The sequence below is a fragment of the Mycobacterium sp. Root265 genome, from assembly GCF_001428895.1.
In the GTDB taxonomy this organism is placed as follows: Bacteria; Actinomycetota; Actinomycetes; order Mycobacteriales; family Mycobacteriaceae; genus Mycobacterium.
The window spans coordinates 707,630-733,826 of the sequence record NZ_LMJA01000031.1; the positions used below are offsets into that span (position 1 = coordinate 707,630).

At 63.7% G+C, this 26,197-nt stretch carries 22 protein-coding genes; 12 read left to right on the top strand and 10 right to left on the bottom strand.

From position 1 onward, the window contains the following. Positions 1-65: 65 nt before the first annotated feature. Positions 66-1,484, top strand: coding sequence for an APC family permease (locus tag ASE48_RS29180; protein WP_057170623.1), 1,419 nt, complete (start codon positions 66-68; stop codon positions 1,482-1,484). Between the two features lie 75 nt (positions 1,485-1,559). On the opposite strand, the gene ASE48_RS29185 is transcribed toward ASE48_RS29180, so the two are convergent. From ASE48_RS29185 to ASE48_RS29195, 3 genes are read right to left on the bottom strand one after another with little or no spacing between them, the layout of a single operon-like run. Next, complete coding sequence (locus ASE48_RS29185) at positions 1,560-2,822, bottom strand: ATP-binding protein (protein WP_057170624.1); 1,263 nt, start codon at positions 2,820-2,822, stop codon at positions 1,560-1,562. Between the two features lie 45 nt (positions 2,823-2,867). Beyond that, positions 2,868-3,944: a Zn-dependent alcohol dehydrogenase gene (locus tag ASE48_RS29190; protein ID WP_057170625.1), complete on the bottom strand. Its 1,077-nt coding sequence runs from the start codon at positions 3,942-3,944 to the stop codon at positions 2,868-2,870. Positions 3,945-3,999: 55 nt separating this feature from the next. Continuing rightward, the gene (locus ASE48_RS29195; protein WP_057170626.1) at positions 4,000-5,355 is read right to left on the bottom strand and encodes a glutamine synthetase family protein; all 1,356 of its coding nucleotides are present in this window, start codon (positions 5,353-5,355) and stop codon (positions 4,000-4,002) included. Positions 5,356-5,554: 199 nt separating this feature from the next. Between ASE48_RS29195 and ASE48_RS32925 the strand changes: the two genes are divergently transcribed. Next, complete coding sequence (locus tag ASE48_RS32925; RefSeq protein ID WP_057170627.1) at positions 5,555-6,325, top strand: FadR/GntR family transcriptional regulator; 771 nt, start codon at positions 5,555-5,557, stop codon at positions 6,323-6,325. Positions 6,326-7,014: 689 nt separating this feature from the next. Further along, complete coding sequence (locus tag ASE48_RS29205) at positions 7,015-8,043, top strand: LacI family DNA-binding transcriptional regulator (RefSeq protein WP_057170628.1); 1,029 nt, start codon at positions 7,015-7,017, stop codon at positions 8,041-8,043. A gap of 12 nt (positions 8,044-8,055) precedes the next feature. Here the strand turns inward: ASE48_RS29205 and ASE48_RS29210 are convergent, their stop codons facing one another. Both ASE48_RS29210 and ASE48_RS29215 read right to left on the bottom strand, forming a co-directional pair. After that, positions 8,056-8,835: an enoyl-CoA hydratase/isomerase family protein gene (locus tag ASE48_RS29210; protein WP_156409415.1), complete on the bottom strand. Its 780-nt coding sequence runs from the start codon at positions 8,833-8,835 to the stop codon at positions 8,056-8,058. Continuing rightward, positions 8,835-10,007 carry a CaiB/BaiF CoA transferase family protein gene (locus ASE48_RS29215; RefSeq protein ID WP_057170629.1) on the bottom strand — a complete coding sequence of 391 codons (1,173 nt, stop codon included), beginning with the start codon at positions 10,005-10,007 and terminating at the stop codon, positions 8,835-8,837. Before ASE48_RS29215 ends, ASE48_RS29210 begins: the two co-directional genes overlap by 1 nt. A 209-nt stretch (positions 10,008-10,216) precedes the next feature. Between ASE48_RS29215 and ASE48_RS29220 the strand changes: the two genes are divergently transcribed. The 6 genes from ASE48_RS29220 to ASE48_RS29245 all read left to right on the top strand — a co-directional run bounded on the left by ASE48_RS29220 (position 10,217) and on the right by ASE48_RS29245 (position 17,233). Further along, positions 10,217-11,593, top strand: coding sequence for an MFS transporter (locus ASE48_RS29220; protein ID WP_442928777.1), 1,377 nt, complete (start codon positions 10,217-10,219; stop codon positions 11,591-11,593). A gap of 314 nt (positions 11,594-11,907) precedes the next feature. Beyond that, positions 11,908-12,687, top strand: coding sequence for an ABC transporter ATP-binding protein (locus tag ASE48_RS29225; RefSeq protein WP_057170630.1), 780 nt, complete (start codon positions 11,908-11,910; stop codon positions 12,685-12,687). Between the two features lie 43 nt (positions 12,688-12,730). Then, positions 12,731-13,564 carry an ABC transporter permease gene (locus tag ASE48_RS29230; protein ID WP_057170631.1) on the top strand — a complete coding sequence of 278 codons (834 nt, stop codon included), beginning with the start codon at positions 12,731-12,733 and terminating at the stop codon, positions 13,562-13,564. A 2-nt stretch (positions 13,565-13,566) separates the two neighbouring features. Beyond that, positions 13,567-14,595 carry an ABC transporter substrate-binding protein gene (locus tag ASE48_RS29235; protein ID WP_057170749.1) on the top strand — a complete coding sequence of 343 codons (1,029 nt, stop codon included), beginning with the start codon at positions 13,567-13,569 and terminating at the stop codon, positions 14,593-14,595. Between the two features lie 2 nt (positions 14,596-14,597). Further along, on the top strand, positions 14,598-16,127 hold the full coding sequence (locus tag ASE48_RS29240; RefSeq protein WP_057170632.1) for an amidase: 1,530 nt from the start codon (positions 14,598-14,600) through the stop codon (positions 16,125-16,127). Next, positions 16,124-17,233 carry an acetamidase/formamidase family protein gene (locus tag ASE48_RS29245; RefSeq protein WP_057170633.1) on the top strand — a complete coding sequence of 370 codons (1,110 nt, stop codon included), beginning with the start codon at positions 16,124-16,126 and terminating at the stop codon, positions 17,231-17,233. The genes ASE48_RS29240 and ASE48_RS29245 overlap by 4 nt, the downstream gene beginning before the upstream one ends. 131 nt (positions 17,234-17,364) lie before the next feature. Here the strand turns inward: ASE48_RS29245 and ASE48_RS29250 are convergent, their stop codons facing one another. The 4 genes from ASE48_RS29250 to ASE48_RS29265 all read right to left on the bottom strand — a co-directional run bounded on the left by ASE48_RS29250 (position 17,365) and on the right by ASE48_RS29265 (position 21,167). Beyond that, positions 17,365-17,766: a nuclear transport factor 2 family protein gene (locus ASE48_RS29250; protein ID WP_057170634.1), complete on the bottom strand. Its 402-nt coding sequence runs from the start codon at positions 17,764-17,766 to the stop codon at positions 17,365-17,367. Between the two features lie 193 nt (positions 17,767-17,959). Further along, positions 17,960-19,156, bottom strand: a complete 1,197-nt coding sequence (locus ASE48_RS29255; RefSeq protein ID WP_057170750.1) for an FAD-dependent monooxygenase — start codon at positions 19,154-19,156, stop codon at positions 17,960-17,962. A 40-nt stretch (positions 19,157-19,196) separates the two neighbouring features. Beyond that, on the bottom strand, positions 19,197-20,156 hold the full coding sequence (locus ASE48_RS33250) for a quinone oxidoreductase family protein (RefSeq protein ID WP_057170635.1): 960 nt from the start codon (positions 20,154-20,156) through the stop codon (positions 19,197-19,199). A gap of 399 nt (positions 20,157-20,555) precedes the next feature. Further along, positions 20,556-21,167 (bottom strand): TetR/AcrR family transcriptional regulator, encoded by a 612-nt coding sequence (locus ASE48_RS29265; protein WP_057170751.1) that lies wholly within the window; start codon positions 21,165-21,167, stop codon positions 20,556-20,558. A 171-nt stretch (positions 21,168-21,338) separates the two neighbouring features. On the opposite strand from ASE48_RS29265, the gene ASE48_RS29270 reads away from it, so the two are divergent. Together ASE48_RS29270 and ASE48_RS29275 are read left to right on the top strand one after the other, a co-directional pair. Then, positions 21,339-22,451, top strand: a complete 1,113-nt coding sequence (locus tag ASE48_RS29270) for an FAD-dependent monooxygenase (RefSeq protein ID WP_057170636.1) — start codon at positions 21,339-21,341, stop codon at positions 22,449-22,451. Between the two features lie 152 nt (positions 22,452-22,603). Next, a complete protein-coding gene (locus ASE48_RS29275; protein WP_082614492.1) occupies positions 22,604-24,103 on the top strand; it encodes an MFS transporter in 1,500 nt (499 codons plus the stop codon). Between the two features lie 96 nt (positions 24,104-24,199). Here ASE48_RS29275 and ASE48_RS29280 read toward each other — a convergent pair whose 3' ends face one another. After that, entirely contained in the window at positions 24,200-24,853 is a 654-nt protein-coding gene (locus tag ASE48_RS29280) for a TetR/AcrR family transcriptional regulator C-terminal domain-containing protein (protein ID WP_057170637.1), read from the bottom strand. A gap of 138 nt (positions 24,854-24,991) precedes the next feature. Between ASE48_RS29280 and ASE48_RS29285 the strand changes: the two genes are divergently transcribed. Continuing rightward, complete coding sequence (locus tag ASE48_RS29285; RefSeq protein WP_057170638.1) at positions 24,992-26,197, top strand: FAD-dependent monooxygenase; 1,206 nt, start codon at positions 24,992-24,994, stop codon at positions 26,195-26,197.

Consider the following 26,197-nt stretch of genomic DNA (forward strand, 5'->3'; position numbering starts at 1 on the left):
ACATCACATGACACTTGTCCGCTAGTGATCCCATCGGGTCGCACTGTCCGTCAGGAGAAACCACTATGTCAGAACTGATCCAGGATCAGCCCGAACATCCCCGGCTGCACGGCAACCTTGGCACCGCAGCAATCGTGCTGATGGTTGTCGCAGCGGCAGCACCACTCACTTCCCTCGGCGCCAATGTCCCGTTGATGATCGCGCTCGGACAGGGCGTTGGTGCACCCGTGGGCTTCTTGGTGGCCGGCGCGGTATTCATCTTGTTTGCAGCGGGATTCGTGGCGATGACCCAGTACGTGAACAAGGCCGGAGCGTTCTACGCCTACGTTGAGCGCGGCCTGGGGCGGCGAGCTGGAATTGGTTCCGCGTTGGTCGCCTACGCGGCATACATGGCGACCATGCTCGGCGTCTACGGCTTTCTCGGTGCGGTGTTGTCCACTCTGATCAATGATTTCGGCGGCCCCTCGCTGCCCTGGTGGGTGTTGTCCTTCGTGGTGATGGGGATCTGCGGACTGCTGGGTTACCGGCACATCGAGTTGAGCGCCAAAGTGCTCGGCATCTTCCTGATCTCCGAGATTGCCATCGTCGTGATCCTGGACGCCGTCATTTTCGTGCGCGGCGGCACCGAGGGGGTCACCTTCGACTCATTCACCGCCGCCGGCATCGGCAGCGGTTTCGGCGTGGCAGTGCTGTTCGCGCTGTTCGGATTTGTCGGCGTCGAGGCCACCGCCATTTTCCGCGATGAGGCCAAGGATCCGCAACGGACCATCAAGCGGGCCACCTACTGGGCCGTCGGCATCATCGCAGTGTTCTACGCCGTGTCCAGTTGGGCGCTGATCGAGGGCAACGGCGGATCCGCCGCCGTGGCGGTCGCCACCGACGATCCGGACAATTTCACGATCAACACGGCCGGCGCGTTCCTGGGCATGGTGGGCAAGGACATCACCCAGGTGCTGCTCGTCGTCAGTTTGTTCGCCGCCGCGCTGTCGTTCCACAACATCTCGGCCCGCTACAAGTTCGTCCTCGCACAACAGGGCGTCTTCGCAAGGTCATGGGGGGTGGCCCATCCCAAGCATCAGGCACCGTCGCGGGCCTCCCTCGTCGTCTCGATCTTTTCCGCTGCAGTCATCGGCACCTTCGCTGTCCTCCAACTCGATCCGTTGCTTGAGATCTTCGGCCCGATGGGGGGAATCGGCATCACGGGCCTCGCTGGCCTGTGGCTGCTCACCTCACTCGCAGTCACGGTGTTCTTTGCACGCCAGGGTGGCATTAGTGGAACGACGTTGATCGCGGGTATGGCAGTTGTTGCGCTCAGCGCGAGCCTGATTCTCATCCTGGTGAACCTGCCGGTGATCGTCGGCGGCACCGTCCTCCTGGCCGGCCTGATGGGCGCGGTGCCGCTGATGTTCTTCATCGTCGGTGTGCTTGTAAGCACCCCACGCGCCGCAACATCGCTCGATTATGCAGACGCACTCGACAGTTAAGGCTCCCTGGCAGCGACGCGGGCGGTCGGCATCTGTGCGATGCCGACCGCCCGTGAGTCGAAAGCTCCTGAGAAGTCAGGTCCGCGCGTACTCCTCAATGTCAGTGCTGAACCGCAGCACCTGTTCTGCGCTGAGCGTCGGTCGCGTGCCCCGCACAACGGTCAGGTAGTCCGTGGTGTCGCTATGACAACGCGTTCCGCAGTCCACGCTGCGCTCAAAGGTCGCTTGCGCGACCGCGCGGGCCACATGGGCGACGTCCGCCGGGGTGTAGTACGGAGTGGCGTCAACCAGAGTACTGATATCGACGTTTGGATCTTTGACGTAGCGTCGCCACAGCTCGCCGCGGGCGTCGGCGTCAGGTGGCCCGATAGGCAGAACGTAATCGAACCGACCGTGGCGTAGAAACGCGGAGTCCAGCTCTCGCACGGAGTTTGTGGCACACACCAGCAGTCGGCCGGGGCGATCACGAAATTGAACCAGCCTCTTGAGTAGCTCGTTGACCACTGCAGTGGCCGCTAGCGACCCTGGTTCACGCTGCGAAGCAATTTCTTCCACCTCGTCGATGAAAGCAACAACATTATCGAGTTCGTTCAACGAGTCGAACGCGTCGCCCAAAGCTGCCGCCAGCCCGCCCTCACCGCTGGCCAGGCGCGCCGGAAACAGCTCGACGAAAGGCCAGCCGAGCCTGCTGGCGATGGCCCGCACAAAGGTGGTCTTGCCCGTGCCCGGCGGTCCAAACAGGACGATGGCGTGAGGGGGTGTGACATCGTGTTCAGCGGCCTGCTCTGGCAGTGAGAGGGGAAGAACGATCCGCCGGTCTATCAGCCGCTTCTCACCAGCCATACCGGCGATCTGCTGCCACAAGCCGGCCGGGGGGACCACTCCGCCCAACCTGGACAGAATGGCAGCCGAGCGCGGCGAAATCTGTTCATGCTTTTCGAAGTACGCGATGCCTGCGCGCTGAACGAAACCTGAGTTGACAAACGCCTGGGTGCCTGTCTCGCCGGCCGGAAGCAACGCCGAGATTCTCCGCACGCCGTGTCCAAGCAACCGGTGTTCCAACGCACTCAAGAGCTCGCTACCGAGTCCCTGGCCACGCCATTGGGGGGCCAGGGACAGTCGTACGACCCAGGCGTGATCGATCTCCACCCGACTGACGGCCACGCCGATGACCTCCCCAGCTGACACCGCCACGACTGCCGGGTGGCGCGACTGCAGGCTCGCCACAAGATCAGAGGCCTCGAACAACGGTCTCTCATCTGTCATGGTGGAGTCGGCATCGAGCTTGATCGCCGATTCCAAGTCCTCCGGAGCGAATTCACGCAGGTGCCAGGTCACTGCTGCGGCCCGCCCGATCCCGCCACCCGGGCCCTGCAGCTAGTCTCAAAAAACAATGAGGTCTCGCAGCGCCCGGCCCTTCTCCATGGCAAGAAAGGCGTCATTGATCCCATCCAAGGTGATACGCGAGCTGACCATCTCCTCCAAAAGCAGCCGTCCATCGAGAAACATTTCGACGTACTTCGGCATGGCGAGCCGGAAGTTCTGCGACCCCATGTACGAACCCTGAATCCGTCTGTCATCGAGGAGGAGCCGCCCCTGCACCGGGAATGTCTTCCCCGCCGGCATCAAACCCACAATGGTCGCGGACCCGCCGACGTCCAAACACTCCAGTGCAGTGGTAGCGGTGGCAGGCGAACCGACCGCTTCAAAGCTGTGGTCGACACCGCCGTCGGTGAGATCGCGGATGGCGGCGGCGACGTCGCCGCAGGCACCGTCCACCACGTCAGTCGCGCCTACAACGATTGCTGTGTCAAGTTTGTCTGTATTGAGATCCACAGCGATGATGCGTGATGCACCAGACAAACGTGCGCCTTGGATGGCGCTCAAACCGATTCCACCGCAGCCGATCACGGCTACAGTCTCGCCTGGACGAACTTGACCTCTGTTCAGCACAGCTCCTAGGCCCGTCGTCACCCCGCAACCGATCAGTGCCGCCAGGTCCAACGGCATCTCCTTCGATACGCGGACGGCCGCCGATTCGTGAACAAGGAGCTGCTCGGCGAAGCTCGACACGTTCAGGAACTGGAACACCTCCTCACCATGCTGGCTGAGCCGGCTCGGGCTGGCCGGCCGCACACTGTGCGCGCCGCTGCACAGATAAGGGCGGCCGGCCAAGCAACGCTGGCACATTCCGCAGGACGCGGCCAGACAGGTGATGACGTGATCGCCCGGGCTGAAATTCCTGACGTCCTGCCCGACTTCAACGACGACGCCGGCGGACTCGTGGCCCAGCACTGTTGGGCGCGGAATGTCAAAGACGCCTTTAAGGTGGTAGAGGTCGCTGTGACACAAGCCTGCGGCAGCGGTGTCGATCAGGATCTCCTGTGGCCCTACCCGGTCTACGTCCACCTCTTCGACCTCCAGGAGGTCGGTGCCGCCGCGCAGAATGGCTGCTTTCATGGTGTTCTCCCTATACCGACGTCGATAGTGTTATCCCTTTGGCGGAGAATGCGACTCATCCTCGCTCGAACCCGCGCGCTCGGTCCCAGTCGGTCACTGCGGACTCGTGCGCTTCCACCTGTTTCGCGGCGGCGTTACCGTAGTGGTGCACTACTTCCGGTCCGAACGCCTTAGCAGCGGCTTCACTGCTCTGCCAAAGCTGGGCGGCTTCCCGGAGCGAACCGGGCATGCGGCTGCCCCTGGTGTCGTAGGCGTTACCGGAGACTTCCGGCTCCAGTACGAGTTCGTTCTCGATCCCGTGCAGCCCTCCGGCGATGGTGGCTGCCACCGCCAGGTAGGGGTTGACGTCTGCGCCAGGTGTGCGGTTCTCCAGCCTCAGACTGCGTCCTTCTCCGAGCACTCTCATCGCGCAGGTGCGGTTGTCGCGCCCCCAGGTGAGTGCGGTCGGTGCGAATGAACCGTCTCGAAATCGTTTGTAGGAGTTGATGTTGGGAGCCACAGTGATGCCGAACTCACGGGCTGTGGCGAGTTGGCCTGCCAGGAAATGTTCGAAGGTCTTCGACAGTGACGTGCCGTCCGGGCCTGCGAAGACTGGTGCCCCGTCTTCGCCGATGAGTGAGAGGTGCACGTGGCAGGAGTTTCCGGGCCCGTCGTCGAACTTGGCCATGAAGGTCAAAGACACGTCGTTGGCGATGGCTATTTCCTTGATCCCATCTTTGTAGATAGCGTGGTTGTCGCAGGTGGTCAATGCATCGGAGTACTTGAAGCCCAGTTCGAACTGACCGATGTTGCACTCGCCTTTGAGTGCCTCGACGTTCATCCCGGCGCCGCGCATGTTGCGGCGGATCTGGCGCATCAGCGGCTCCGCTTTGGACGTTCCCGAAATGGTGTAGTCGATGTTGTGGTAGCTGGCGCGCTGAAGGTCGTGGTAGTGCTTCTCGTGGGCACTTCGGTAGGTCTCGTCGAAGAGCAAGAACTCAAGTTCGGTGGCTACCAGCGCACGCCAGCCGCGGGCGTCGAGTCGGGCCAGCTGTTGGCGCAGGATCTCCCGCGGGGACTGCACGACAGGACTTCCGTCTTCCCATCGTGCGTCAGCCAACACCATCGCGGTTCCCGGCATCCAGGGCACGCGTCGCAGCGTGTCGAGATCGGGGATCAAGGTGAAGTCGTTGAGTCCCGTTGCCCATCCAGCGATCTCGAACCCGTCAACGATTTCCATCTCGATATCGCGGGTGATCAGATAGGAGCACGCATTGACCCCCGATCCCACGATGTCGTCGAGAAAGTGTGTGACATCAAGCCGTTTACCGACAAGTCTCCCGTGCATGTCGGGCATGGCCACCACAACTGTGTCGATCGAATCCTCTGCAACCGCGTCACGCAGATCCTCGATACTTAGAAACGCATCCATGTCTTGTTCCTTCCAATCGTTTTCACCCGTGGTCCCAGCAGGTGAGGTCACTCAAAGCCGACCCGAATCTGTTGCTGGTGTGCGGTCCCCCTCGGCGATCGCACGGCCGACGCCGGAGAAGCGACTCTGCCGCTGTTCCACGTTTTGGTCACACCAAATAATAGAATGTGACGCTGATTACCGCAAATGGTTGAGACAAATGCTGGCCGGAGGTATCATCACTGAACATGGCGAAGGGCTGCGTATGACCGAACTCCGGGCACTGGCCGACGATGCGGGCAGCGTCGACGACGGATCCGGCCGCAATCCCTTCGAAGAGTCTCTGGGACAACTGGTTTCACGGATTCGCAGCGGTGACTTGCCGATGGGTTCGCGTCTGCCACCTGAGCGCGAACTCAGCAACGAGATGCAGGTCGGCCGTAGCACACTCCGAGCCGTCATCAGAGCGCTTCAGCAAGCGGGCTATATCGAGACCCGGCGGGGACGCACCGGCGGTAGCACAGTTATCTGGGAGCCCGACGGCGACGAACGGGGACAGCGCAGGCTCAGTGACCAGATGAAAGAACGGCTCCTGGACGCCTTGCGTTTCCGATCAGTGCTTGAACCCGGCGCCGCGGCGTTGGCCGCGGAACGCCATCTCACCGAAGCCGAACTCCAGGGACTGGACCACCGGCTCGAGGCTGCCACGTGCGGAGGTCCCGACTTCAGGCTCGCCGACTCCGAACTACATACCTACATCGCAGAGCTGAGCAACTGCCGGGCACTCGCTGATCAAGTAGCCAACATCCAGCTGATCCTAAATGAGAACCTCCTGCAGGTGGTGCCATTCTTTGGGCCGGCACTCGAGCACTCTCACGAACAACACGCTCAGATCGTCGCAGCGATACGCGCCAGCGATCGCAATCTTGCCCGGCAGCTGATGGAGACGCACGTAAACGCTACCTCGGAGTTGCTCAGCGGCTTCCTCTGATCGATGCCGCTCCGAACGATTCATTGCTCGCCGGCAGTGTCTCGTGCCAGCGAGTTGCCGGGCAGCATTTGTTTCTGCTGGAAGGTTCCTGCTTTCGATTCGGATGCGCAAGCCGCCGCGCGTGGCATCTGTCGATTCTCAAATGGTGCCGAGGTTCTTTCACCGCTATTGATCATGGGGTCCGACCGGTACACCGCCGACGACGCCGAGTTGGCTCTGGCGCGGTTGCGGGAGCGGTTGGACACGTTACAAAGTGCGACGCCACTGCTGTATAGAACCCAGAACGGTGGTGACTACGAAAACTTCACGCTGAGACCAGAACTTGCCCCTGGAGAGACTGGTTTGAGCATGCACCGCGCGCAACCCGCGGCGTCACTACGCTGCACAGACAACAATTGCGCTTAAGGCCGTCCAAGGGCGCCTCGACGCTGGCCTCACTGTGAGGGCGATCCGTTCGACGCCACTCGCGCACACGTGGTTGTCGACGACACGCGGAGGCGTCGAATACGCGACGTATGGGGCCGGGGCGGCCATCGGGTCCCGACCAGCAAAGGGATTTTGGTGGTGCCAGCCCCGCGCGCGGGCGCTCTCACAGGTCGACCGCACCCGTCCTGAGGCTACATCGGCCGGGGCTAACGGGGGCACAGCCATATCGCTATTCATACAGTCGGCCAATTACCATGTGTTTCATGGGCACTCTCGATGACGTGGCGCGCGCGGCAGGGGTCTCGAAGTCAGTGGCCTCTCGAGCTCTGACCGGCGATACCCGGGCGCGTATGAGCGAAGCTACCCGTGCGCGGATTCTGGCGGCTGCCGCCGAGCTCGACTATGTGCCCAATGCCCGCGCTCGTGCTCTCCGCCAGTCTCGCTCCGGCGCAATCGGTCTGATCGTTCCTGACGTCAACAACGCGGTGTTTGCCGACATGTTGGCGGGTGTGCAGCAGGCGACCGCCCGACACGGTACCGACGTGCTGCTCGGGCAGGTGGATCCACCGCCCGAAGGTGCCCAACAACTGTCCCGCTTGGTGCGGGAAGGCCGGGTCGATGGACTGCTGATTCAGCGGCGGGAGGATTTCGACGACACCATGCTGGCCGCGGTTCTGCACTCGGGCGTGCCAGCGATCACCGTCAACTCCCGGCTACCGGGCCGGGTCGGATCGGTGATCCTTGAGGATGAGCGCGGCGCGGCGCTGGCCGCCCGACACCTGATCGAGTTGGGTCACAGGCAGATCGCGTTCATCTCTGGCACGCGCGCGCACGACACCGCGCGCCGACGCAAGAACGGGTATCTGCGCGCGCTCACCGAGGCCGGCCTCGCAGCCGAACCGACCTGGGTGATCGATGCCGGGTGGGAATCCGATGCCGGCGCACAGGCGCTCGGCACGCTGTATCGCGATGGCGGGCTGGGAAAACCTGGAGGCCCCACGGCCGTCGTGGTCGCCAGCGTCAACGCTGCCGTGGGGGCCCTGTTCGCCGCGCTGCGGCTCGGCGTGCGGGTGCCAGAGGAGCTGTCGATCGTCGGGATCAACACGACGTGGGTCTCCAACACGGTGTATCCGGCCGTTACTACTGTCAAGCTGCCGCTGCACCGGCTCGGCGAAGTAGCCGCCACCATGCTGCTAGATCACTTGGGGGGAGCCGAGCTCACGGATGTGGTGGTCGAGGATCCTGCACCCGAACTGGTGGCGAAGGAGACCACGGCCACGCCGAGTTCGTGATCTCGAGCGCGCCTAGCGCCTGAAGTGGGCCGGACGCTTCTCCACGAAGGCAGCCACCCCTTCGACTCCGTCGGCGGAGGTGAACAGCTCCATCAGCGTGGCCCGTTCGTCACTGTAGGCCAGCGCCCGTTCGGCGTTCGACACCAAATCTTTGGTGGCAGCCAACGCCGAGGCTGAGGATCCGGCCAGCAACGTAGCCAACTCATTGGCACGGTGCCGGCTGGTGCCCGCCGGGACCACCTCGTTCACCAAGCCCAAGGCGTGTGCCTCGGCAACTGGCAGTCGCTGCCCAAGCATGATGAGCTGCTTGGCTTTTCGAGCACCCACTTGTGCGGTCAGTCGCTGCGTGCCGCCCCAGCCCGGGATCAGCCCCAGGGACACCTCGGGAAGCCCGAGTTCGGCCGTGTCACCCGCCACCACGATGTCGGCGGCCATCGCGACTTCGAATCCACCGCCGAGGGCCATCCCTTCGATCGCCGCGATGACGGGGACGGGAACTGTGGCGATGGTTTCGACGAGGACTCCCGCCGCGCGGGTGAGTTCGCCGATCTCGCCCAGATCGCCACGCCCGTACACCGAGATATCTGCTCCCGCACAGAAGAAGGACCCACCGCTGAGCACGATCACCCGTGTGCCGGCCGGGCGCGCGTCGATCGTCCTGGTCAGCGATCGGACCATATCGAGGTCGAAGGCGTTACGTTTTCTCGGACGGTTCAACACCACGTGCAGCACGCCGTTGGTGGCCTCGGGGTCGACGCTCACCGATTCCCCCATCGTCAATGTCTCGGTCATCAGTTACCTACCTTTGCTTGAAGTCGATCGATGTCTTCTGTGTCGTAGCCCAATTCAGTCAGGACAGTCCGGTTGGAGCTGCCCAGTTCGGGCGGCAGATTGCGCACCCCCGGGCGCAGTCCGTCGTAGAGCACCGGGTGCCCGAGGAGCTTGACGGCACCAGCGGTCGGATGGTCGATCTCGATCACCGACTTGTTGTGCAGCACCTGAGGGTCCTCGACGATGTCGGCGTAGGTGTTCACCGGCGCGAACCAGACCTTGGCCCTTACGAACACCGCACTCCATTCGTCAGTGGTTCGTTGCCCCATGTGCTTGGCCACCCGTTCGTTGACGTCCTCGCGCCGTTGGTAGGACGAGTCTTCCCCGACACTGAGGAACCAGTCGTCCTCGAAGACGGCAGCGAGCACAGCCAACGCATTGAGCGACAGGGTGAGGTGGCCGTCGGCGGTGGCGAAAACACCGTACGGCGCTTTGTAATACGGCGACGACACGCCGCTGTTGCTGCGGTGCCCGGTGTAACCATTCAGGAAGTAGGACAGCGGCTCGATCTGGAGATCGAGCGCGGCGCTGAGCAGATTGCTCTCTACCCGAGCGCCCCGTCCGGTGCGTTCCCTGCCATGCAGCGCCGCCAGGATCCCGAACGCCCCCAACACCGCGCCATGTTGGTCGACGATCGAAGCGCCGACCGGCGTTGGAGGGCCATCGGCGACTCCCGTGGCTGCGGCGATTCCTGACATAGACTGCAGCAGCACGTCCTGCCCCGGTCGGTCCTTGTATGGTCCGTCGCTGCCGTAGCCCGACAGCGAGCAGTACACCAGCCGGGAGTTGCGGTGGCGCAGGCGTTCCCAGCCCAGTGCGAGCCGCTCCATCACGCCGGGGCGGAAACTCTCGATCAGTACGTCTGCATCGTCGAGCAGTCGGAGGACGACATCCACCCACTCGGGGTCCTTGAGATCGACTACCAGGCTGCTGACGTTCCGATTGCCCAGTAGGAAGAAAACGCTCTCCCCGTTGAGGTAGGCGTCGGGGCCCGACCACGACCTTTCGAACGCACCGGCCGGTGGCTCGACCTTCACGACCTGCGCACCCAGGTCTGCGAGCATCTGCGTGGCTGATGGGCCTTGCAAAAAATGCGTGAAGCTAACGACGCGAACACCGTCGAGCATGGCCATCGGTGCCTCCTTCGATCGAATCGGCGGGGTGGGCGCACTTCGCCACGCACCCATTGAAACAACATGAACAATCGATTGTCCATATCTTCCGCAAAATTAGCGCAATCGGTTGTTCACAGGTCTTTCCTTGTGCTTCACTATGGCTGCCGTGATCTGGGACACAGGCCGCGGCCACACCCATCAACCATGCGGACCGACAAGGAGTCACCGTGGTCAACTCATCGCCCCAGCAATCCCCCGCCACCAGCCCGCACACCGCTGACCCGCCCGCAAGCAAGCTGCGGAAAGTGGTGGCGGCGTCTATGGCCGGCACCGTCATCGAGTGGTACGAGTTCCTGCTGTACTCGGCGGCCTCGGCCCTCGTCTTCGGCACGTTGTTCTTCCCGAAAACCGACAACGCACTCGACGGCGTCATCAACGCACTTCTCATCTACGCCGTCGGCTTCCTCGCCCGGCCCCTCGGCGGTTTGGTCTTCGGCTACTTCGGTGACCGCGTAGGCCGCAAGAAGCTGCTCCAGGTGAGCCTGCTCCTGGTCGGCGCATCGACGTTCGCGATCGGCTGCATCCCCGGCTACGCCAGTATCGGGATGGCCGCGCCCCTGCTCCTGGTCCTGATGCGCTTCATCCAAGGCGTCGGCGTCGGCGGCGAATGGGGCGGCGCAGTGCTACTGGTCGCCGAACATAGTCCGAACAAGAGTCGGGCATTCTGGACCAGCTGGCCGCAGGCCGCCCTTCCGCTCGGCAATTTTGTTGCGACACTTGTCCTCACCGGCCTGTCGTTCGCCATGACCGAGGACGCCTTCCTGGCCTACGGCTGGCGTATAGCATTCTGGTTGTCGGCCGTGATCGTGATCGTCGGTTACTACATCCGGACACGCGTGGACGAGGCGCCACTGTTTCTGGAAGCCCGCGAGGCGGCCGAGAAGGCCAATGAGGCAACACCCTCTGCGCTGCAGGTCATCCGGGCCTACCCGCGCCAGGTGCTGATCGCCATGGGCGCCCGGGTCGCCGAGAACATCATGTACCAGATGGTGGTCACGTTCTCGATCACGTACCTGGCGTTCACGATCGGAGCCACCACCACCGAGATCCTCGTCCTCATCCTCGGCGCGCACGCCATCCACTTCGTCGTGGTGCCGTTCTACGGCCGGCTCGCCGACACCTGGGGCCGAAAACCAGTTTTTCTGCTGGGATCCGTGCTCGCCACCGGCTGGGGATTCGTCGGATTCCCGTTGCTGTCCACCGGCAACGACTTTCTGATCTTCCTCGGCATCACGCTCGGCCTGCTGATTCACGGCCTGATGTACGCGCCACAACCGGCACTGATGGCCGAGATGTTCCCCACTCGAATGCGCTACACCGGCGTCTCCCTGGGTTACCAAGTCACCTCGATTTTCGCCGGATCGCTGGCTCCCTACATCAGCACCTCGCTGCTGCGTTCGCATGGATCGTGGGTGCCGATCGCCTGCTACCTCGCGGTGGCGGCAGTCATCTCGACCGTGGCGGTGAGTTTCCTGAAAGAGACCAAGGGCATCGACCTGGCCGGCATCGGCACCACCGCCCCGACATCCCGGCCAATCGCATGACGCCCGCGGTCAGGGCGAACCACGTCGCCGGCCGACAGAAGGACCGGAAGAACGAAGCTGGCGCGCCACCCGTAGAGCAATCGGTTGTTCAGGTCGACGCCAATCTTGCCCAATCGGTTGCTCAACGTCTGAGCGTGTGCTTCGCTAGGTGAACCACCGAGCGTGGACGCTCGATTTTCTATCCTGCCCCCGCATTGCCGCGAGGCCCGCACCAGCCAACTCAAGACATTCGAGAATGGGACCAGTCACGACATGAGTGATATATCAGTTATCGATCGGTTTGCCCACCGCTTCCAATTACAGGGTCTGCGGCGATGACCCGCAGCCTGGAAGTCGTCGGGATCGACAAGGAATACGGCACGTCCCACGGCGTCACCCGCGTACTGCGGGGGCTGACTCTGCACGCGGACCGCGGCGAGTTCGTCTCCATCGTCGGCCCGAGCGGGTGCGGCAAGTCGACTCTGTTCAACATCATCACCGGGCTGGTGACACCCACCTCTGGGTCGATCCGGGTGAACGGGGCCGACGTCACCGGCACCACCTCGCAACACATCGGCTACGTCCTGCAGAAAGATCTCCTGTTCCCATGGCGGACGGTTCTGGAGAACGTCATCCTCGGGCTGGAAGTGCGCGGCACCGGCAAGAAGGAAGCACGCGAACGCGCCCGACAACTGTTCGCGGCCTACAAGCTGGAGGGCTACGAGGACAACTACCCCGCCGATCTGTCTGGGGGGATGCGGCAGCGGGCCGCACTCATGCGCACCATGGTGACTGATCCGGACATCATCTTGATGGACGAAGCCTACAAGGCACTCGACTATCCCCTCAAAATCGCACTGGAGGGCGAGCTGCTCGAAACCGCCAGAGCCACAGGCAAAACCGTTGTCGCTGTCACGCACGATATCGAGGAGGCGGTCACGATGTCGGACCGTGTGTACATCCTCAAAGCCCACCCCGGAGAGATCGTCGATGAACTCGACGTCGATCTCGGCACCACGAGCACCGATATCAACGAGCGGCGACTGGCGCCACGGTTCAACGAGTTCTACGAAAAGGTCTGGCGCGGAATCGGACAGTCGGCGGACGCGGCATGAACCTCACCGGCCGCACATTTCCTCACCTCACCCAGGAGGACAGATGACCACTGTACTGACCGAGCCGTCGACCGCTCCCACACGGCCGATCCGGCGGCGGACGGCGACCGCGTCGCCGCGCAGCCGACGGATCGTCCTGCACACCATGCAGGTCCTCATTGTCGTAACAGCGTTGTCGGCGTGGGAATTCGGTGCCCGCAGCGGTGCGATCAGCTCATTTCTTTTTGGCAGCCCCAGCGCGGTGTGGAACGTACTGCAGACCCGCGCGATCTCCGGTCAGCTGTGGTCCGACATCGGCGTCACCAGCACGGAGGTCATCCTCGGGTTCTTGATCGGCGCCGTCGGTGGATCTGTGCTCGGCCTGCTGCTGTGGTACTCGCAGTTCGTCGCGGATCTGACGTCGCCGTTCATCGCCGCCATTGGTTCAATCCCCGTCCTGGCGGTCGCACCGTTGACCATCATCTGGTTCGGGACCGAGATGACATCCAAGGTGGTGATCGTCGCGTTCTCGTGTGTGGTCGTGTCATTGACCACCTCCTACCGCGGCGCCCGACGCACCGATCCTGACCTGATCAACCTGATGAAGTCATTCGGGGCCTCCCGCTCCCAGATCTTCCGCAAACTCGTTGTGCCGTCAGCGATGACGTGGGTGGTATCGGGTTTGAAGCTCAACATCGGCTTCGCGCTGGTCGGCGCCATCGTTGGCGAATACATCAGTTCCGACGCGGGCGTGGGCCACATGATCCTGCTCGGCAGCTCCAATTTCACCATCAGTCTCGTCATCGCCGGCATCGCCATCGTCATGGTCATGGTGCTGGTCTTCAACCTCCTCGTCAGCGCTCTGGAGCGCTTCCTCGGTCATTGGGAAAGGTCATGATCATGCGAAAATTCCTCCGAAAGCTGGCTGTTGCCGTCACATCGGCAACGGTTCTGCTCACCACTGCCTGCAGCAGTCAACCGACTCAGTCCGCGGACGGCACCACCACAGTCCGGGTTAGCCAAGCGTTCCAGTCCCTGCTCTACCTGCCGCTCTATGTGGCCCAGGAGAACGGCTACTTCCAGGAACAGGGGGTGACCGTCGAGATCGCCACCGGGGGCGGTGGCACCCAGTCGTGGACTGCAGTCCTGGGCGGGTCCGCCGACTTCTCCATACAGGACCCGGTATTCGTGCCGAAGTCACACGAAAACGGCGGCCCCGGCGTGGTTGTGGCCGCCATCCAAAATGCTCCGTCGGTGTTCGCCATCGGCCGCGGCGGTGCCGGCGCCAACCTGAACGACCCGTCGGTGTTCGAAGGCAAGAAGGTGGTGGTGAGTCCGGAGCCCGATACCAGTTGGGCTTTCATGAAGTACCTGATCGACCAGAAAGGTCTGAAGGACGTCACGATGGTCAACGTCGCGCTCGGCAGTGAACTCGCCGCCGTGGCAGGTGGGCAAGCCGACCTGGCATTGTCCTTCGAGCCGACCGTCAGCCAAGCTGTGGTGGGCCAGGGTCTTGAGGTTGTCTATTCCTTCCCCGCCAACCCGGACTGGTACCCCTTCGCCTTTTCCAGCCTCACCACAACCGAGAAATACCTGCAAGAGAGCCCCGAATCCGCTCAAGGTGTGGTCACCGCGATCGCCAAGGCCTCGAAGTTCATCTACGCCGACCCCGTGGCCACCACCGACATCGCCGCAAAGTACTTCCCCGATCTGCCCCGCGAGGTCGTCGCAGCCGCCGTCGAACGGGAGATCGACGCCAAGGGTTACGCAGAGGACATCACAGTGACCAAGGAGTCCTGGGACCGCAACATGGAAATCTCGTTGTTTACCAAGAACATCGCGGCCTATCCCTCGGATGCCACGTCATATGAGAACAACGTCAACACCGAACTGGCCACCCGGGCCCGCGCAACACTTGAGGCGGGCTGAGCATGACCGTGCATCTTCCAGAAGCCGTAGATCTCGAACAGACCTCTACGACCTACGGTCTCGGCCTGTCCACAAGCAAGTTGGCTGAGTTCGCCCCGCACGTACAAGACACGCTGGCCTCCTGGGATGTCGTCGCCGAATTGCATAGGGAGATCGCGCCACCCACCGTCACACGTGCCTGGGCGCAGCCGGCACACAACCCCTTGGGCGCCTGGTATGTCACGTGCAACATCACTTCGGCAGGCACGGGCCCGTTGGCCGGCCGGACAGTGGGCATCAAGGACAACATCGCGGTGGCCGGCGTGCCGATGATGAATGGCTCAGCGTTGGTCGAAGGCTACGTCCCGATTCAGGACGCCACCGTGGTCACCCGACTACTGGCCGCCGGCGCCACCATCACCGGCAAGACCGTCTGCGAGGACCTCTGCTTCTCGGGAGCCTCGCACACCGCAGCCACAGGCCCGGTGCGCAACCCCTGGGACCACACCCGCACCTCCGGCGGATCCTCCAGCGGCAGTGCCGCTCTGGTCGCCTCCGGGGCCGTCGACCTGGCCATCGGCGGTGATCAGGGCGGATCGGTGCGGCTTCCTGCCGCATTCACCGGGATCGTAGGACACAAGCCGACACACGGGCTGGTCCCCTACACCGGCGCTTTCCCCATCGAGCAGTCCCTCGACCACCTCGGTCCGATGACCCGCACCGTCGCCGATGCGGCACTGGTTCTCGACGTGATCGCCGGACCCGACGGCCTGGATCCCCGGCAGCGTATCGACGGTTCAGAAGCGACGTTCACCGACGAGCTGACCCAGCCCACAGCCGGGCTGCGGGTGGGTGTCCTCACCGAGGGCTTCGGGCATCCGGAGTCGGTACCCGGTGTCGACGCTGCCGTCCGTGGTGCCATCGATGTCCTGCGCACCGAAGGTCTTCTGTGCGAGGAGGTCTCGGTACCCTGGCACCGCCACGGCAAGCAGATCTGGGACGTGATCGCCGTCGAGGGCGGCACCACCCAGATGGTCGACGGCAACGCCTACGGCAGGAACTGGCAGGGTTGGTACGACCCAGCGCTGATCGAGCACTACGGCAGCCGACGCCGCGCGGATGGCTCCTCCTTCCCGGACACCGTGAAGCTCGTCTTGCTGGCTGGTCGCCACACCCTCGATCGGCATCACGGCGTGCACTATGCGATGGCACGCAACCTCGTTCCGCACTTGCGCGCCGCCTACGACGAGGCCCTGTCGCGCTTCGATGTCCTCGTCATGCCCACCACTCCGATCCTGGCCAGCCCGATACCGGGCGGCGACGCGCCACTGGAGGAGTACCTGGCGCGCGCATTGGAGATGATGGCCAACACCGCCGCGTTCGACGTGACGGGCCATCCTGCGTGCAGCGTACCGGCCGGCCTGGTCGACGGACTGCCGGTCGGGATGATGATCGTGGGCCGCCACCTCGACGATGCCACGGTGCTGCGGGTTGCACACACCTTCGAGCAGGCCCGCGGGGGCTTTCCGTTCGCAGCGGATGGGGCATCATGAGCCACGTGCACGAGATCGAACTGGACCTCACCAAGTCACTGGTGGACGACCCGCGAGCAGGCCACAACCGCTGGCATCCAGACATCCCGGCCGTGTTGCGGTGCGCGCCGGGCGACACCGTGGCGTTGCGTGCTCGCGACGGATACGACGGCCAGATCAACCGGGATTCAACGGCCGCGGATGTACTGGCCATGGATGCCGCCCGGATCCACCCGCTGACCGGACCCGTCTACGTCGAGGGCGCCGAACCGGGTGACCTTCTGGTGGTCGACGTTTTATCGGTGGAGACCGGCGACTTCGGCGCCACCCTGAACATTCCCGGATTCGGATTCCTGCGTGACGAATTCACCGAACCGCACGTCGTGCGCTGGGAGATCGCCGACGGGTTTGCCACCTCAGCGGACCTTCCGGGCGTACGGTTGCCGGGGGCCCCCTTCATGGGGGTGATGGGGGTAGCACCGTCGCGGGAGTTGTTCGACCGCAGCAGGTCCGCCGAAGAACGGGTCGCCCGGGAGGGCGGACTGGTCGAACTGCCGAATCCCACGTCATCGGTGCCACCGGACCTCCCGGGGGACCCGGGGCGGCGCACGATCTCCCCCACCGAAGCCGGCGGCAACATCGACATCAAACACCTCACTGCAGGTAGCCGGGTGTACCTGCCCGTCTGGGTTGCGGGCGCCTTGTTCTCCGTCGGTGACGGGCACTTCGCGCAGGGTGACGGCGAATCCTGCGGTGCCGCGGTGGAAACCACCACAAGGGTGGTGCTGCGATTCGACCTGCGTAAGCGGGCAGCGACGTCGGGCGGCGTGCGTTATCTGCGCTTCGAGCGCCTTACCGCCGGACCGCCGGAGGTGGCCGCGCGGCCACACTTCGCGGTGACCGGTGTGCCGGTAGACGACGACGGCCGGATCCACCCGGAGAATCTCAACCTGGCTACACGAAACGCACTGCGCCTGATGGTCGATCATCTGGCCGATGAACGCGGTTTCACCCGTCAGCAGGCGTACGCGCTGTGCAGCGTGGCCGTCGACCTGCGTATCAGCCAGATCGTCGACGTGCCCAACGTGTTGGTGTCAGCCATGGTGCCCACCGACATCTTCGGATGAGCCTCCGGTACGGTCACGCGACCGTTGGCTGCAACGGCCTCAGCAGTGACGCCGGATGGTTGTCCGGGGCATGCTCGCGCCGTTGGCGACCATCTGCTGGCGCAAGTCTGCACCCAGGTTCTGTGTTGCCATCAGTACTCAAGAACCGCAGCGCCATGCGCGGTGTCGATGTATTCCCTTGCTCGGTACACCTTTTCGCCTTTGATTTCGAAGAGAAAGTGGTACACCTGGCTCATCACATTGCCGTTCATCAAGGTCGCTGACGATTCAGCCTCTACGGCTACCCGGTCGCCTTCGGCGGTCACACCAGTGACAGCGATTTGGAGTCCGTTGGGTACAGCTTGGCTAAAGCGTTGCATATGTTCGAGAAATTGGTCCTTGGTCATGTCGCCTGTCACGGGAAACGATGCCGGGTTCGCCATCACGCTCCATAGGGCCTCTTCGTGGAGCAACCCCGAAAGGCCGTCGTTCCGATCCGAGCCAAGGCTTTCCACTAGTGCACGCGCGATTTTCTTGTTGGATTCGACACTCATACCTGATGAAGCACCCTTCGTCGATCGTCGACAACCCACACGTTGAGTCGATTTCGACGTCCTAGCCTCAGCCTACCGGCTACCGCTCGATAAGTGGAGGCCGTCTCCATGTTCATGGTGTGAATGTTCCCGCGCACCCAGGCTTTGGCACTTGACCCAGGAAAGTGCCCAAAGGAGTGGCCGCCGAACGTAATCACCGCGACGGGCTTGCAGTGAATGCCGCGGCCATCCGGCGGTGGACGACTCTGCGGACCAGTCCAAGGACAACCGAACACAGCACTTCGGTCGGACGGCCGGACGGTACGAACCTCTGTTGCTTCAGTCGTGCAGAGCGCTGCTGCCCGGTGATGTAGGGACGCAGGCCGGCCTCCCACGCTTCCAGCGCGGCGTCGAGATCGTCGGGGTGCTGCCGCAGCGCCGCACCCAACGCGGCGCCGCCGCGCAGCGAAGACGACGAGCCCATGGCGGAGTAGGTGTTCATGCACCAGGCCGCGTCCCCCGCCAACACGACTCGCCCTGTGCTCCAACGGGGCATCTTCACCTGGTGTATCGAATCGAAGACGTAGTCAGGGGCCTGCTCGAAGGAGTCCAAGACGTGACGCACCACTGGGTCGTCGTCCATCCCGGAGAAGACTGCGCGCAGCTGCTCGATCGACGACCCGGCGAACCGGTCCGGGAGGTCCTCGGTGCGGTAGGTCAACCACGCGCACGGCGCGTGGTCGGCCAGTCCGAACACCCATATCGCACGCTTGGGGCGGGCCACGATGATGCTGTCGCTCGCCGCATAGGAGGGCACCTGCTCCGTCAACTGGAAAGCGCAGATCATCGCCTTCCAGTTCGCCATGTAGTCCTCGTCCGGGCCGAACACCATCCGGCGCACGGTCGAGCGCATCCCGTCCGCGCCGACCACGAGATCGAAGTCCTCGCGATGCTGCTTCCCGGTGCCGGTGTCCTCGAGCAGGACCTGCACCCCGTCGGCACCATCGGTGATCTCAACGGGAGTGGTTGCGAACCGAACCTCGACCGCGTCTTGGGTCCCTGCGCCAATGATGTTCTGCCATAAGGCGTACTCGATGTCGCCGCGCAGTACTGCTGCCAACCCGCTGGGAACCTCCAGCAATCCCAGCGCCGGCTTACGTCTGCCCCGGCGGTCCACCGACCATGTGGTCCCACCCGGTCTCCAGTCCGGGTTGCGGGTGTGCAGCTGGTCGGCGATCCCGAGGTCAGCGGCGGCCTGCACACCTTCCGGGAACAGGAAGATGAAGTAGCCCCCCGTCCGGCGCTCGGGCGCCCGTTCGATGATCACCGGCGTCCAACCCGCCTGGCGCAACCCAATCGCCGCGGACATCCCCGCGATCCCGAGCCCCACCACCAGTGCTCTCTTCTGCATGGCACTTTCCTTTCCGAGCACGCTTCACTCGACGAGCGGTTCAATCCGGCACGACGACGGCGCGGCTGCGGCCGGTGTGCGCCCAGGCCTCGCGGATCCGGCTCAGCGGGAACGCGGTGTAGGGCAGCTGCAGGGATCTGTCGGCGAAGCGGGCCATAACCTCGGGCGCGGCGGCGAGCATCGCCTCGGCCGACTGCGATCCGATGCCACTTCCGGCGATCTGGATCCGCCGGCTGCGCAGCAGGTCCGCGGGCAGCGAAGCCGCCCCACCTGCGAGCGATCCGATCTGCACGTAGGCAGTGTTCGCATCGGTGTCTTCGCCGCTGCGACCCAGCACGGCGAAGGCGGCCTCGGCGACGGGCCCCCACAGGTAGTCCAGCACCAGAGTGGGCGACGTCTCCGCCACCGAACCGGCCAGGGCCTTCTGCAGACCGTCGGGTCCGTCGTGGGCCAGCGACACGGTCATCACTCCCGTCCCGCGCAGCCGCTCCAGTGCCTCCGGGTCACGCCCGCCGGCGATGACACGCTCCGCCCCGAGCGCCAATGCGCCCTGCACGGCAAGGCTGCCCGACATTCCCGTGGCGCCCAGCACCAGCACGGTGCCCAACGCCCCGACTTCCTTGCGCCGGGCGGTGAGGACCATCCATCCCGACAAGCCGGGGTTCATACCCGCGGCGATCGTGAGCGGATCCGCTCCCATCGGTAACTCCGCCTGGAGGGGGGCGAACAGTCGCTCGGCCATCGTCCCGAAGGGGGGACGCGCGTATCCGGTGTAGACCAGGCGCCCGTCGCCGGTGCGCGCGACCGCGTCGATGCCTGGGACAAACGGATACGTCAGTTGGCCGGAGCCATAGTGCCGCCCGGTGGCCAGCCCGCGAACGACATTATGCAGGCCGGCTGCGACCAGGTGCAACGGCTCATGGCCGGGCGGGGCCGTGGGCTCGGGGAAGTCGCTGCAGACGGGTGCGACATCAGGGGCGGTAACAACTGCAGCACGCATCAGGATTTCCTTAACTAAGTTAGGCGTTTGATCACAGCATCCCTTAACAACGTTAAGGTGTCAACCATGGGTTACGCGGCCTCGTCCTGGACGGATGACGGCAACGCACGTGAACACTTGGACGAGCCGGACATGGCTTCCTGTGCGCCGAGGACGCAGAAGCCGGTGATCTCCTGGCAATCGATGAGCTGTCGGTCTAGATCGGCGCCAAGCTGAACATTCCCGAATCCGGTTTCCTGCGTGCGGAATTCACCCGTCAGCAGGTGTACGTGTCGTGCAGCTTCGGCCGTACGAGGCGCACGTCAGTCAACTACTGACGTGCCCTTGCGCGGCGGCCATGGCGCCCGTCATGGCTTCGAGTGAGCCTCAGGCGCGGGCCTGCTTCTGCGCCAATCCAAGTCACTGCCGATGTTCGGGCAGCCGCGATCGGATGCCGGCAAGTACAACGTCGACGATTCTTTCCGCGTCGGCAGGGGTGAACATGCGCATGCCCCGGTTGACAATGAGGTGCACTGGGCCGGAAATCATCTCGCCCAGGAAAGAGCTATCGACCGGGGGGAGCTCGCCCCGGTCGACCGCGGTGTCCACTCGGTGTTGCATGGCGGCCACCCGGGCGTCGAGCACTCGGGTCAGCGCGCGCAGGGTGGCATCGTGACGAGTGGGTTGGATGGCTCTTTCGAGGGTGCGTCCAAATGGCGTTTCAAGGCCGGCAGCAAGGGCCACCAGAAAATCCACCAAGTCTCGGCGTATGTCGCCGGTGTCTGCAATCGACGCGAGGCCTTCGGCATAACGCAACAACGCCTCGGCGACCAACTCTTCGCGATCAGGCCAGTTGCGGTAAACGCTGGCCTTGTGTACGCCGGCTGCTGCGGCGACATCCTCGTACCGGAACGCGGCGATGCCATCACGTGCCACGAGTTCGGCGGTGGCGGCGAGGATTTGCGCCTTGACCCGCGCATTACGGCCGCCTGGGCGCCGCGATGGCGGACGGTCGGTAGTCCCGTTCCCCATCGCCACCCTCACCTCCTGCCTCGGCGACGATTCTTGCCAAGTGGAGGGTGGCGATGCAACCCGGATGCATATACGCTCACTAACGCGACTATATTTCGCTTTAAGTAAGGCGGCCGCAACCGACGGCCGTCCCATCCGTCACCACCATCCCCACGGATCCATGGAGCGCTGATGAAGATTCTTGTCTCGGGCGGCGGTATAGCCGGATTGACGTGCGCGCTGGAGTTCGGCGGCCGCGGTCACGATGTCACGGTGATCGAACGCGCCCCCCGCCTCCGACTCACCGGCACCCCGATCGACATCCGCGGCGATGCCATCGAATCCGTGGACAAAATGGGACTGCTCAAGCGAATTCAGGCACGACGCATCCGGATGTCTGAGCAAACCCAGTTTGTCGACATGTACGGCAAGCCGATCGCCCCGATGCCGATCGCCGAGATCGGCGACTCCGACGCCGACATCGAGATCCTGCGCGAGGATCTCGTTGGCATCCTCGCCGATGCTGTTTCGGACGCAGTGACCATCCGCTTCGATGACTCGATCAGGGCTTTGGCCGACAACGACGGCCATGTCGACGTGCAATTCGCATCGGGCCGGACCGCGCGCTACGACCTGGTTGTCGGCGCCGACGGCCAGTATTCCAAGGTACGCCGACTGGCGTTCGGACCCGACGAGCACTATCTGCGGCACCTCGGTGTGTACTTCGCCCTCGCCGATCTTCCCGGCGAACCTCACACTGAGGGCCCTAACTCGATATACAACGTTCCCGGCCGGATGGCAGGTGTGTTCCGATTCGGGGGTAAGGCGGTCGCCGTATTCGAGTTCCGCTCGGAGTCAGTGGATTACGATCCCGACAACTTGGACAGTAAGAAGCAGATCCTCGCCGACGCTTTTGCCGACTACCCGCTGTGGCGGATCCCGGAGCTGCTCGACGCGGCGCGCGTCGATCCTGCCTTCTACTTTTCCGCCGCAAGTCAGGTGCACCTCCCGTCGTGGCACCGTGGTCGCGTCGTGCTCGTCGGCGATGCCGGCTACTGCGCAACGTTCCTGTCCGGTCGGGGCACGTCGCTGGCCCTCACCGGCGCCAGGTTCCTCGCCGCGGAACTGGATCGAGATCGCAACCACACCAGAGCATTCGCGCGGTACGAAGCCCGGCAACGCCCGTATGTCACCTTCGCTCAGAGCCGCGCGGACAGTGGCCGCGGTCGGATCCTGCCCGCAACCTGGGCCGACATTGCCGCCCGCGACGAGGCTCTAACGGCCTCCCGCACCCGAATGCCTTGACTGCGCATCCTTTACTGAATGCTGACCGCCGGAAACCGATCAGCCGCGACAGACGCGGTCCGCCGACCTCCGGCCACCACAGCGATCGCGCGACCGATTCACATTGCCTTCCCGACAACGTATTTCCCCGATCATTCGAAAGAAAGTGCACAGTGAGACTGTTACAGGATGATTCAGCCAGTGGCGAGCACGAGCACGGCTGGAGTAAGAGGCTCGTCCTCTGGGCAGCGGTTCTCACTCTCGCCAACGTTCTGGCTGATCTGGTCATCGGGTCGCCCATGATGGTCTTGCCGCAGTTGATGCAGCATTTCCACACCGATCAGGCAGCGTGGCTCAACGCCGGCGCGATGCTAGCTGGGGCAATCTGGTCACCGCTGCTGGCAAAGAGTTCCGACATCTTCGGTAAGCGACGGCTGCTCCTCATCAGCCTTCTCCTTGCTTGTGCAGGTGCCTTGATCTGTCTGCTAGCCCCCAATCTGTGGATTTTCCTGGTAGGCCGCTTCTTTCAAGGAGCCGCATTCGCGGCGATCTTCCTCACGGTTGCTCTCACACAGCAGATCTGCAAGCCCACGGTGGCGATGACACTGGTCGGCGTTCTCACGTCGGGTTCCTCGATTGTCGGGATCATCGAGCCGTTTCTGATGCAGCCCGTCATCGAGTCTTTCGGTTTCCGGGGCGTGTTCGTCGCAGCGGCCTTGCTCGCTGCGACCGCCGCTGTCTGTGTGCGGGTGTTCATTCCCGAGTCACCGATCCGCACCGGCGGCCGGGTCGACGTGGTCGGGGCGCTCCTTCTCGGCTGCGGCCTCGGCGCGACCCTCGCCTACATCAGCCTCGGCAGTCAGGCTGGCTGGTTGTCCGAGGGCATGGTGGCGCTTCTGGCGGCCGGCGTCGCAGCACTGGCGGGCTGGGCTTTTCTCGCGCTGAGAATAGCTGAACCCATCATCGATATCCGTGCGTTGACACGCCCTGTTCTGCTCACGCTGTTGGCGCTGGTGTTGGCTGCGGGCTCCTTTCGCAGCATGCTGCAATTGACCAGTATCACCGCCCAGGTGTCCCCTGCGCTGGGTCTCGGTTACGGGCTGGGCGGCACTGATGCGCTCGCCGCTCTGCTCGGTACGGCCAATCTCGGCATCGTGGTGGGCGGCGTCGGCGCCGGGTGGGTTGCGGGCCGAATCGGCCCGGCACTTCCCCTTCTGGGCGGTATCTCGGTAGGCACCGCCGCGACCTTCGGGATGCTGGTAGGGGTATCACTGCTGCCGCTGGCGATTGCTTGCAGCGCCATGCTCGGCGTTGCCGCCGGTGCGATAGGCGCCTCCGGCTACAACTTGGCCACCAGCCTCGAAGAGCCCCAACGGCAAGGCATGACAGCCGGCTTGGTGTCGGTTGTGCTCGCGCTCGGCTCGGTCATAGTCAATATCGCCGGCGGGGAAGTACTCAAAGCTACCCAACTACCGGACCTCAGCGCAGGTGGATCTGCGGTCAGTACCGCCTCCGGCGTCTACCTGTACATCACGCTGGCGGGAGTGCTCTTTGCGTTGGCAGCTGTGCCGGTGATCACGTTGTTGAGAAACACTTTTCGACAAAACACCACGATGGCGGCGACGCCCCCGACCCCATCTGGGCGATGTGGTGACAAACTGTCCGAGTCATGACGGATTGACCTGCGCTCGCACCGGGCCGGCCGGCGATTCGTGCCGGAGACCCCACATTGCGCGACAGTTCGTAGCGACCTGCACCGGTGCTGGAAATCAATGTCCTGTTGTTGCGTCATTCATTCGAGCCGCCATTCCGTCGAGGACGGTGCCGAGTTGACGTTCGAAACGCGTATCACCGTCGTCGCGGGCGTGACCAGCCTCCCGGACCAACAAAGATCCCTCACCCAGCCAAGCGTCCCGCTCGGCAAGCGAGTACCGCGTCGGGTCGGCCTCGGCGGACTGTCGTCGCTCTTGTTCTTCGATGACGAAGCCGACCACGAACGCGGTGGCCACATCAATCGCATCATCTGCGTCCACGAGTGTCATCCCAGCAGCCGTCCACCGGGCAAACCAGGCTTCCTTCGTGCGCAGGACATTCGGATCGGAGAGCCGCGTGCCACTGAAGATCCGGGCCCCATCTCGGTGTTTCAGGTACTCCGAGCGCAAGGTGCGCGCGTAGGCGCAGACGTCGTTGCGCCAGTCGGCGCCGGGGCCGATCGTCGACAGCGCGATTCCGACTCGGCGCATGACCTCGGTGGCCATCTCGTCGAGTAGCTCTTGCTTGTTGCGCACGTGCCAGTACAGCGCCGGTGCACGGACATCGAGCGCAGTCGCCAGCGCGCGAACGGTCAAGGCATCCATGCCATGTTCGTTGAGTAGCTCGAGAGCTGTCGCCACGATTCGTTCCCGGGTGATGCCCTTCGCCATGGTTGACACTTTAACAATGTTAAAGCATCCTGACCAAGTGCATTTAACTAAGTTAAGCAAGGATGGTCATGGGTGTTGCCGTCGCTGGGCGCCGGACTCGGAGGTCGGTATGTCCATTGGAGCGACAGGAGCGAACTAATGGACACGGTGGCGACAAGCAAAAGAGCCTTGGTGGTGGGGCTCGGTATCGCCGGCATGTCGACGGCGCTCGGGCTGCACCGTGCCGGGTGGACACCGATCATCGTTGAGCGCAGTCCCGCGCGCCGAACGGGCGGCTACTTCATCGCCCTGTTCCCCGAAGGCCGTCAAGCGGCCACCGACCTGGGGATCGCCGATCATCTCCACACCCGTAATCCCGTCGGAGACGCCGCCACGTGGTCGGTGAACCGCCGCGGAAAGCGTCACCGAAGTCTGGGGTTCTTGGACCAGCCGGGAGGCCCTGCGGCAGTCCTCCGCGGAGACATCGAAGCGGCGCTCTGGCAGAGCATCAGCGGCGCGCGAATCGAGGTGCGGTTTGCCACCACGCCTACCGAAATCACTGACCGCGTCAACGATGTGCGGGTCCACCTCACCAACGCCGAGGCCGCCGTTCAGTACCACGAGGATTTCGACCTGGTCGTCGGCGCAGACGGTATGCGATCGAGCGTGCGCCGCATCGTGTTTGGCCCGCACGAAGAGTTTCTGACGAACTGGGAGGCCATGATCTGCGCCTTCCAGCTCCCAGAGCAGGTACCGTCCTTCGGCCCAGCCGATAGCGTGGTCATCGCGCACGCCAAACGCGCAATGTGGGTGTTCGGGTTTGCCGATCGGGCTCCCACCGTGTTGCTGACTTACCGCACCAAAGATGTTCAGGAGCAATTCGCCGGATCCCCGGTCGATCGTCTGCGAACGGCGTTCTCCGGCATGGATAACGCCGCCGTAGGGCATGCCTTGAACTTCTTACCGCAGGCCCCCGACTACGTGTTCGACTCGGTACACCAGGTCAAATTGCCTCGGTGGAGCAAAGGGCGGGTGGCCCTTGTGGGCGATGCGGCGTGGTGTTTGAACCTCTACTCCGGCATGGGTGCCAGCATTGGCCTTCGCGCCGGCGCCGAACTGGGCGCTGCGCTGCGTCAGTATCCCGATGATCTTGCCGCCGCCCTGGATTCCTGGGAAACCGGGCTGCGTCCCGCCATCACTCAACACCAGCGCACCGCCCGGTTCAAACAGCAGATGTTTGTCCCTTCCAGCCGCGCAGTCGAGGTGCTACGCCCGACCCTGCTCCGCCTGCTGCGCAGGCTCCGCGAACGCCGCAGATCCACCGCCCTCACCGCGCCCTCGGCCCTCTCCGGTTCGACGCCTTGA

Coding starts and splice junctions, on each gene's coding strand:
- ASE48_RS33250 (WP_057170635.1), bottom strand. CDS start 20,156: ATGCGTGCTGCAGTTGTTACCGCCCCTGATGTCGCACCCGTCTGCAGC.
- ASE48_RS29210 (WP_156409415.1), bottom strand. CDS start 8,835: ATGACCGAGACATTGACGATGGGGGAATCGGTGAGCGTCGACCCCGAG.
- ASE48_RS29285 (WP_057170638.1), top strand. CDS start 24,992: ATGGACACGGTGGCGACAAGCAAAAGAGCCTTGGTGGTGGGGCTCGGT.
- ASE48_RS29225 (WP_057170630.1), top strand. CDS start 11,908: ATGACCCGCAGCCTGGAAGTCGTCGGGATCGACAAGGAATACGGCACG.
- ASE48_RS29195 (WP_057170626.1), bottom strand. CDS start 5,355: ATGGATGCGTTTCTAAGTATCGAGGATCTGCGTGACGCGGTTGCAGAG.
- ASE48_RS29205 (WP_057170628.1), top strand. CDS start 7,015: ATGGGCACTCTCGATGACGTGGCGCGCGCGGCAGGGGTCTCGAAGTCA.
- ASE48_RS29245 (WP_057170633.1), top strand. CDS start 16,124: ATGAGCCACGTGCACGAGATCGAACTGGACCTCACCAAGTCACTGGTG.
- ASE48_RS29265 (WP_057170751.1), bottom strand. CDS start 21,167: ATGGGGAACGGGACTACCGACCGTCCGCCATCGCGGCGCCCAGGCGGC.
- ASE48_RS29215 (WP_057170629.1), bottom strand. CDS start 10,007: ATGGCCATGCTCGACGGTGTTCGCGTCGTTAGCTTCACGCATTTTTTG.
- ASE48_RS29180 (WP_057170623.1), top strand. CDS start 66: ATGTCAGAACTGATCCAGGATCAGCCCGAACATCCCCGGCTGCACGGC.
- ASE48_RS29230 (WP_057170631.1), top strand. CDS start 12,731: ATGACCACTGTACTGACCGAGCCGTCGACCGCTCCCACACGGCCGATC.
- ASE48_RS29190 (WP_057170625.1), bottom strand. CDS start 3,944: ATGAAAGCAGCCATTCTGCGCGGCGGCACCGACCTCCTGGAGGTCGAA.
- ASE48_RS29280 (WP_057170637.1), bottom strand. CDS start 24,853: ATGGCGAAGGGCATCACCCGGGAACGAATCGTGGCGACAGCTCTCGAG.
- ASE48_RS29250 (WP_057170634.1), bottom strand. CDS start 17,766: ATGAGTGTCGAATCCAACAAGAAAATCGCGCGTGCACTAGTGGAAAGC.
- ASE48_RS29255 (WP_057170750.1), bottom strand. CDS start 19,156: ATGCAGAAGAGAGCACTGGTGGTGGGGCTCGGGATCGCGGGGATGTCC.
- ASE48_RS29270 (WP_057170636.1), top strand. CDS start 21,339: ATGAAGATTCTTGTCTCGGGCGGCGGTATAGCCGGATTGACGTGCGCG.
- ASE48_RS29240 (WP_057170632.1), top strand. CDS start 14,598: ATGACCGTGCATCTTCCAGAAGCCGTAGATCTCGAACAGACCTCTACG.
- ASE48_RS29235 (WP_057170749.1), top strand. CDS start 13,567: ATGCGAAAATTCCTCCGAAAGCTGGCTGTTGCCGTCACATCGGCAACG.
- ASE48_RS32925 (WP_057170627.1), top strand. CDS start 5,555: ATGCTGGCCGGAGGTATCATCACTGAACATGGCGAAGGGCTGCGTATG.